The following is a 7,878-nucleotide window of genomic DNA, read 5'->3' on the forward strand; positions in this document are numbered from 1 at the left end:
CCGCGTCACACCACGAGAGTTTGTAACACCCGAAGTCGGTGGGGTAACCTTTATGGAGCCAGCCGCCGAAGGTGGGACAAATGATTGGGGTGAAGTCGTAACAAGGTAGCCGTATCGGAAGGTGCGGCTGGATCACCTCCTTTCTATGGAGAATTACGAAGGTAACTTACGTTACCAACCTTACATGAGCGTTTCGTTTAGTTTTGAAAGAATGATTTATTCTTTCAATTAAATGTAGTTAACAAGCCTTTATGGGCCTGTAGCTCAGCTGGTTAGAGCGCACGCCTGATAAGCGTGAGGTCGGTGGTTCGAGTCCACTCAGGCCCACCATAAAAGTTTTGTTGATTCGATTTATTCCTCTTGGTTGAATGCCATTTGGATCATTTGGGGCCTTAGCTCAGCTGGGAGAGCGCCTGCCTTGCACGCAGGAGGTCAGCGGTTCGATCCCGCTAGGCTCCACCAACACATCTACTATAATGAAATGAAACAAATATGCACCTGCGTCTTCGAGTAACGCTAACGATGTTGGCTTCCTCGGTGCAAGGCAGCATAAAAGTGGATTCAAGTAGTAGCCTTGTTCCTTGAAAACTAGATAGCACAAACAACGACATCCAATAATTATTTTTATGCAATAACTTAGTAATAACTGATGCGTTATGGCAGTAATGCCTAACAAATCGAAGGTTAAGCTACTAAGGGCGCACGGTGGATGCCTTGGCACTAGAAGCCTAAGAAGGACGGGACGAACACCGATATGCTTCGGGGAGCTGTAAGTACGCTTTGATCCGGAGATTTCCGAATGGGGGAACCCACCATCTTTAATAGGATGGTATCCATTTCTGAATACATAGGGAATGGAAGGCAGACCCGGGGAACTGAAACATCTCATTACCCGGAGGAAGAGAAAGCAAACGCGATTTCCTGAGTAGCGGCGAGCGAAACGGAATCAGCCCAAACCAGAGGGCTTGCCCTCTGGGGTTGTAGGACGTCTCTTTGGAGTTACAAAGGCACGGATAGACGAAGCGACCTGGAAAGGTCCATCAGAGAAGGTAACAATCCTGTAGTCAAAATCCGATGCCCTCCGAGACGGATCCTGAGTACGGCGGGACACGTGAAACCCCGTCGGAATCCGGGAGGACCATCTCCCAAGGCTAAATACTCTCTAGTGACCGATAGTGAACCAGTACCGTGAGGGAAAGGTGAAAAGCACCCCGGAAGGGGAGTGAAAAAGAACCTGAAACCGTGTGCCTACAACTAGTTGGAGCCCGTTAATGGGTGACAGCGTGCCTTTTGTAGAATGAACCGGCGAGTTACGATCCCGTGCAAGGTTAAGCTGAGAAGGCGGAGCCGCAGCGAAAGCGAGTCTGAATAGGGCGAAATAGTACGTGGTCGTAGACCCGAAACCAGGTGATCTACCCATGTCCAGGGTGAAGTTCAGGTAACACTGAATGGAGGCCCGAACCCACGCATGTTGAAAAATGCGGGGATGAGGTGTGGGTAGCGGTGAAATGCCAATCGAACCTGGAGATAGCTGGTTCTCTCCGAAATAGCTTTAGGGCTAGCCTCGCGGCAAGAATCTTGGAGGTAGAGCACTGATTGGACTAGGGGTCCTTACCGGATTACCGAATCCAGTCAAACTCCGAATGCCAACGATTTATCCGCGGGAGTCAGACTGCGAGTGATAAGATCCGTAGTCGAGAGGGAAACAGCCCAGACCACCAGCTAAGGTCCCAAAGTATACGTTAAGTGGAAAAGGATGTGGCGTTGCTTAGACAACCAGGATGTTGGCTTAGAAGCAGCCATCATTTAAAGAGTGCGTAATAGCTCACTGGTCGAGTGACGCTGCGCCGAAAATGTACCGGGGCTAAACGTATCACCGAAGCTGTGGATTGTCTTACGACAATGGTAGGAGAGCGTTCTAAGGGCTGTGAAGTCAGACCGAAAGGACTGGTGGAGCGCTTAGAAGTGAGAATGCCGGTATGAGTAGCGAAAGACAAGTGAGAATCTTGTCCGTCGAAAGCCCAAGGTTTCCTGAGGAAGGCTCGTCCGCTCAGGGTTAGTCGGGACCTAAGCCGAGGCCGAAAGGCGTAGGCGATGGATAACAGGTTGATATTCCTGTACCACCTCCTTTCCGTTTGAACGACGGGGGGACGCAGAAAGATAGGGAGAGCGCGCTGCTGGAAATGCGCGTCCAAGCGATTAGGCTGGTGAATAGGCAAATCCGTTCACCGTGAAGGCTGAGTCGTGATGGCGAGGGAAATTTAGTACCGAAGTCCTTGATTCTACGCTGCCAAGAAAAGCCTCTAGTGAGGAAAAAGGTGCCCGTACCGCAAACCGACACAGGTAGGCGAGGAGAGAATCCTAAGACGATCGGGAGAACTCTCGTTAAGGAACTCGGCAAAATGACCCCGTAACTTCGGGAGAAGGGGTGCTTCCTCGGGTTTATAGCCCAGGGGAGCCGCAGTGAAAAGATCCAAGCGACTGTTTAGCAAAAACACAGGTCTCTGCAAAGCCGTAAGGCGAAGTATAGGGGCTGACACCTGCCCGGTGCTGGAAGGTTAAGAGGAGGGGTTATCCCTTACGGGAGAAGCTCTGAATCGAAGCCCCAGTAAACGGCGGCCGTAACTATAACGGTCCTAAGGTAGCGAAATTCCTTGTCGGGTAAGTTCCGACCCGCACGAAAGGTGCAACGACTTGGATACTGTCTCAACGAGAGACCCGGTGAAATTATAGTACCTGTGAAGATGCAGGTTACCCGCGACAGGACGGAAAGACCCCATGGAGCTTTACTGTAGCCTGATATTGGATTTTGGTACAGCTTGTACAGGATAGGTAGGAGCCATAGAAGTCGGACCGCCAGGTTCGATGGAGGCGTCGGTGGGATACTACCCTGGCTGTACTGACATTCTAACCCAGCACCGTGATCCGGTGCGGAGACAGTGTCAGGTGGGCAGTTTGACTGGGGCGGTCGCCTCCTAAAGTGTAACGGAGGCGCCCAAAGGTTCCCTCAGAATGGTTGGAAATCATTCGCAGAGTGTAAAGGCACAAGGGAGCTTGACTGCGAGACCTACAAGTCGAGCAGGGACGAAAGTCGGGCTTAGTGATCCGGTGGTTCCGCATGGAAGGGCCATCGCTCAACGGATAAAAGCTACCCTGGGGATAACAGGCTTATCTCCCCCAAGAGTCCACATCGACGGGGAGGTTTGGCACCTCGATGTCGGCTCATCGCATCCTGGGGCTGAAGTAGGTCCCAAGGGTTGGGCTGTTCGCCCATTAAAGCGGTACGCGAGCTGGGTTCAGAACGTCGTGAGACAGTTCGGTCCCTATCCGTCGCGGGCGCAGGAAATTTGAGAGGAGCTGTCCTTAGTACGAGAGGACCGGGATGGACACACCGCTGGTGTACCAGTTGTTCCGCCAGGAGCATAGCTGGGTAGCTACGTGTGGAAGGGATAAGTGCTGAAAGCATCTAAGCATGAAGCCCCCCTCGAGATGAGATTTCCCACAGCATTAAGCTGGTAAGATCCCTTAGAGATGATGAGGTAGATAGGTTCGGGGTGGAAGCGTGGCAACACGTGGAGCTGACGAATACTAATCGATCGAGGGCTTAACCTAAAATATTGGAAAGTTGTGCGTGCTATCTAGTTTTCAGGGAACACCTGAAATAAGGAAGTTCGATTAAGTGTCACCACGTCCTGTGGTGAACACCGAACGGCTAACATCCTGTTAGTCTAGTGATGATGGCGAAGAGGTCACACCCGTTCCCATGCCGAACACGGAAGTTAAGCTCTTCAGCGCCGATGGTAGTTGGGGGATCTCCCCCTGCAAGAGTAGGACGTCGCTAGGCTTATATAGTGGAGGATTAGCTCAGCTGGGAGAGCATCTGCCTTACAAGCAGAGGGTCGGCGGTTCGAGCCCGTCATCCTCCACCATATTTTCTTATAACCCGAAAGGGTACATATATCGCCGGTCTAGCTCAATTGGTAGAGCAACTGACTTGTAATCAGTAGGTTGGGGGTTCAAGTCCTCTGGCCGGCACCAGCTTTTCTTATCGAAAAGAGCCATTAGCTCAGTTGGTAGAGCATCTGACTTTTAATCAGAGGGTCGAAGGTTCGAGTCCTTCATGGCTCACCATGCATTTGCGGGTGTGGCGGAATTGGCAGACGCGCTAGACTTAGGATCTAGTGTCTTACGACGTGGGGGTTCAAGTCCCTTCACCCGCACCAATTGCGCGGAAGTAGTTCAGTGGTAGAACATCACCTTGCCAAGGTGGGGGTCGCGGGTTCGAATCCCGTCTTCCGCTCCATTAACTAAATTAGATTTTGCGCCCGTAGCTCAATTGGATAGAGCGTCTGACTACGGATCAGAAGGTTAGGGATTCGACTTCTCTCGGGCGCACCATTATTTTGTTGTTTTTCTTCTTTTTACGGGAAGTAGCTCAGCTTGGTAGAGCACTTGGTTTGGGACCAAGGGGTCGCAGGTTCAAATCCTGTCTTCCCGACCATTCATACCAACGGGGCCTTAGCTCAGCTGGGAGAGCGCCTGCCTTGCACGCAGGAGGTCAGCGGTTCGATCCCGCTAGGCTCCACCAATTAATTTTAAAAAAGTTGTTGACACTGACAAACGAATCATGATATGATTGTTTGGTCGCTGAAAACGACATTGGAAGAAAAATTGATCTTTGAAAACTGAACGAAACGCCATGTAAGTAGTTGTTTCTACGGAAACAAAACATTGTTTTAAAGCTAGATTAAGCTTTCTATCGGAGAGTTTGATCCTGGCTCAGGACGAACGCTGGCGGCGTGCCTAATACATGCAAGTCGAGCGAAGAGATGGGAGCTTGCTCCCTGATCTTAGCGGCGGACGGGTGAGTAACACGTGGGCAACCTGCCCTGCAGACTGGGATAACTCCGGGAAACCGGAGCTAATACCGGGTAATACATCGCACCGCATGGTGCAATGTTGAAAGTTGGCTTTCGAGCTAACGCTGCAGGATGGGCCCGCGGCGCATTAGCTAGTTGGTAAGGTAATGGCTTACCAAGGCGACGATGCGTAGCCGACCTGAGAGGGTGATCGGCCACACTGGGACTGAGACACGGCCCAGACTCCTACGGGAGGCAGCAGTAGGGAATCTTCCGCAATGGACGAAAGTCTGACGGAGCAACGCCGCGTGAGTGACGAAGGCCTTCGGGTCGTAAAGCTCTGTTGTTAGGGAAGAACAAGTACCGTTCGAATAGGGCGGTACCTTGACGGTACCTAACCAGAAAGCCACGGCTAACTACGTGCCAGCAGCCGCGGTAATACGTAGGTGGCAAGCGTTGTCCGGAATTATTGGGCGTAAAGCGCGCGCAGGCGGTCTTTTAAGTCTGATGTGAAAGCCCACGGCTCAACCGTGGAGGGTCATTGGAAACTGGAGGACTTGAGTGCAGAAGAGGAGAGTGGAATTCCACGTGTAGCGGTGAAATGCGTAGATATGTGGAGGAACACCAGTGGCGAAGGCGGCTCTCTGGTCTGTAACTGACGCTGAGGCGCGAAAGCGTGGGGAGCAAACAGGATTAGATACCCTGGTAGTCCACGCCGTAAACGATGAGTGCTAGGTGTTGGGGGGTTCCACCCTCAGTGCTGAAGTTAACACATTAAGCACTCCGCCTGGGGAGTACGACCGCAAGGTTGAAACTCAAAGGAATTGACGGGGGCCCGCACAAGCAGTGGAGCATGTGGTTTAATTCGAAGCAACGCGAAGAACCTTACCAGGTCTTGACATCCTCTGACAATCCTGGAGACAGGACGTTCCCCTTCGGGGGACAGAGTGACAGGTGGTGCATGGTTGTCGTCAGCTCGTGTCGTGAGATGTTGGGTTAAGTCCCGCAACGAGCGCAACCCTTGATCTTAGTTGCCAGCATTTAGTTGGGCACTCTAAGGTGACTGCCGGTGACAAACCGGAGGAAGGTGGGGATGACGTCAAATCATCATGCCCCTTATGACCTGGGCTACACACGTGCTACAATGGACGGTACAAAGGGCAGCAACACCGCGAGGTGAAGCGAATCCCATAAAGCCGTTCTCAGTTCGGATTGCAGGCTGCAACTCGCCTGCATGAAGCCGGAATTGCTAGTAATCGCGGATCAGCATGCCGCGGTGAATACGTTCCCGGGCCTTGTACACACCGCCCGTCACACCACGAGAGTTTGTAACACCCGAAGTCGGTGGGGTAACCTTTATGGAGCCAGCCGCCGAAGGTGGGACAAATGATTGGGGTGAAGTCGTAACAAGGTAGCCGTATCGGAAGGTGCGGCTGGATCACCTCCTTTCTATGGAGAATTACGAAGGTAACTTACGTTACCAACCTTACATGAGCGTTTCGTTAGTTTTGAAAAGAATGATTTATTCTTTCAAAATAGGTGAAGTGATGAAGCTTAGGCGGATTCAAGTAGTAGCCTTGTTCCTTGAAAACTAGATAGCACAAACAACGACATCCAATAATTATTTTTTATGCAATAACTTAGTAATAACTGATGCGTGATGCAGTAATGCCTAACAAATCGAAGGTTAAGCTACTAAGGGCGCACGGTGGATGCCTTGGCACTAGAAGCCTAAGAAGGACGGGACGAACACCGATATGCTTCGGGGAGCTGTAAGTACGCTTTGATCCGGAGATTTCCGAATGGGGGAACCCACCATCTTTAATAGGATGGTATCCATTTCTGAATACATAGGGAATGGAAGGCAGACCCGGGGAACTGAAACATCTCATTACCCGGAGGAAGAGAAAGCAAACGCGATTTCCTGAGTAGCGGCGAGCAAACGGGAATCAGCCCAAACCAGAGGGCTTGCCCTCTGGGGTTGTAGGACGTCTCTTTGGAGTTACAAAGGCACGGATAGACGAAGCGACCTGGAAAGGTCCATCAGAGAAGTAACAATCCTGTAGTCAAAATCCGATGCCCTCCGAGACGGATCCTGAGTACGGCGGGACACGTGAAACCCCGTCGGAATCCGGGAGGACCATCTCCCAAGGCTAAATACTCTCTAGTGACCGATAGTGAAACCAGTACCGTGAGGGAAAGGTGAAAAGCACCCCGGAAGGGGAGTGAAAAAGAACCTGAAACCGTGTGCCTACAACTAGTTGGAGCCCGTTAATGGGTGACAGCGTGCCTTTTGTAGAATGAACCGGCGAGTTACGATCCCGTGCAAGGTTAAGCTGAGAAGGCGGAGCCGCAGCGAAAGCGAGTCTGAATAGGGCGAAATAGTACGTGTCGTAGACCCGAAACCAGGTGATCTACCCATGTCCAGGGTGAAGTTCAGGTAACACTGAAATGGCCCGAACCCACGCATGTTGAAAAATGCGGGGATGAGGTGTGGGTAGCGGTGAAATGCCAATCGAACCTGGAGATAGCTGGTTCTCTCCGAAATAGCTTTAGGGCTAGCCTCGCGGCAAGAATCTTGGAGGTAGCACTGATTGGACTAGGGTCCTTACCGGATTACCGAATCCAGTCAAACTCCGAATGCCAACGATTTATCCGCGGGAGTCAGACTGCGAGTGATAAGATCCGTAGTCGAGAGGGAAACAGCCCAGACCACCAGCTAAGGTCCCAAAGTATACGTTAAGTGGAAAAGGATGTGGCGTTGCTTAGACAACCAGGATGTTGGCTTAGAAGCAGCCATCATTTAAAGAGTGCGTAATAGCTCACTGGTCGAGTGACGCTGCGCCGAAAATGTACCGGGGCTAAACGTATCACCGAAGCTGTGGATTGTCTTACGACAATGGTAGGAGAGCGTTCTAAGGGCTGTGAAGTCAGACCGAAAGGACTGGTGGAGCGCTTAGAAGTGAGAATGCCGGTATGAGTAGCGAAAGACAAGTGAGAATCTTGTCCGTCGAAAGCC

The 7,878-nt window shown here is 51.5% G+C and carries 10 tRNA genes and 5 rRNA genes; all 15 read left to right on the forward strand.

Features of this window, described 5'->3' with window-relative positions:
* Positions 1–143: ribosomal RNA gene (locus tag IQ283_RS23945) — 16S ribosomal RNA — on the forward strand; the annotation flags it as partial.
* A 110-nt stretch (positions 144–253) separates the two neighbouring features.
* Positions 254–330 (forward strand) — tRNA-Ile (locus IQ283_RS23950).
* Between the two features lie 56 nt (positions 331–386).
* Positions 387–462 (forward strand) — tRNA-Ala (locus tag IQ283_RS23955).
* Positions 463–682: 220 nt separating this feature from the next.
* Positions 683–3,612: ribosomal RNA gene (locus tag IQ283_RS23960) — 23S ribosomal RNA — on the forward strand.
* A gap of 115 nt (positions 3,613–3,727) precedes the next feature.
* Positions 3,728–3,844 (forward strand): 5S ribosomal RNA (gene rrf / locus IQ283_RS23965).
* Between the two features lie 9 nt (positions 3,845–3,853).
* A tRNA-Val gene (locus tag IQ283_RS23970) sits at positions 3,854–3,929 on the forward strand.
* Positions 3,930–3,962: 33 nt separating this feature from the next.
* Positions 3,963–4,038 (forward strand) — tRNA-Thr (locus IQ283_RS23975).
* Positions 4,039–4,055: 17 nt separating this feature from the next.
* Positions 4,056–4,131: transfer RNA gene (locus IQ283_RS23980), tRNA-Lys, on the forward strand.
* Between the two features lie 7 nt (positions 4,132–4,138).
* Positions 4,139–4,223: transfer RNA gene (locus IQ283_RS23985), tRNA-Leu, on the forward strand.
* 5 nt (positions 4,224–4,228) lie between these two features.
* Positions 4,229–4,303, forward strand: a tRNA-Gly gene (locus tag IQ283_RS23990).
* Between the two features lie 18 nt (positions 4,304–4,321).
* Positions 4,322–4,398 (forward strand) — tRNA-Arg (locus IQ283_RS23995).
* Positions 4,399–4,424: 26 nt separating this feature from the next.
* Positions 4,425–4,501 (forward strand) — tRNA-Pro (locus tag IQ283_RS24000).
* 11 nt (positions 4,502–4,512) lie between these two features.
* Positions 4,513–4,588, forward strand: a tRNA-Ala gene (locus IQ283_RS24005).
* Between the two features lie 168 nt (positions 4,589–4,756).
* A 16S ribosomal RNA gene (locus IQ283_RS24010) occupies positions 4,757–6,308 on the forward strand.
* Between the two features lie 236 nt (positions 6,309–6,544).
* Positions 6,545–7,878, forward strand: a 23S ribosomal RNA gene (locus IQ283_RS24020); the annotation flags it as partial.

The sequence above is a fragment of the Pseudalkalibacillus hwajinpoensis genome, from assembly GCF_015234585.1.
GTDB lineage: Bacteria > Bacillota > Bacilli > Bacillales > Guptibacillaceae > Guptibacillus > Guptibacillus hwajinpoensis_B.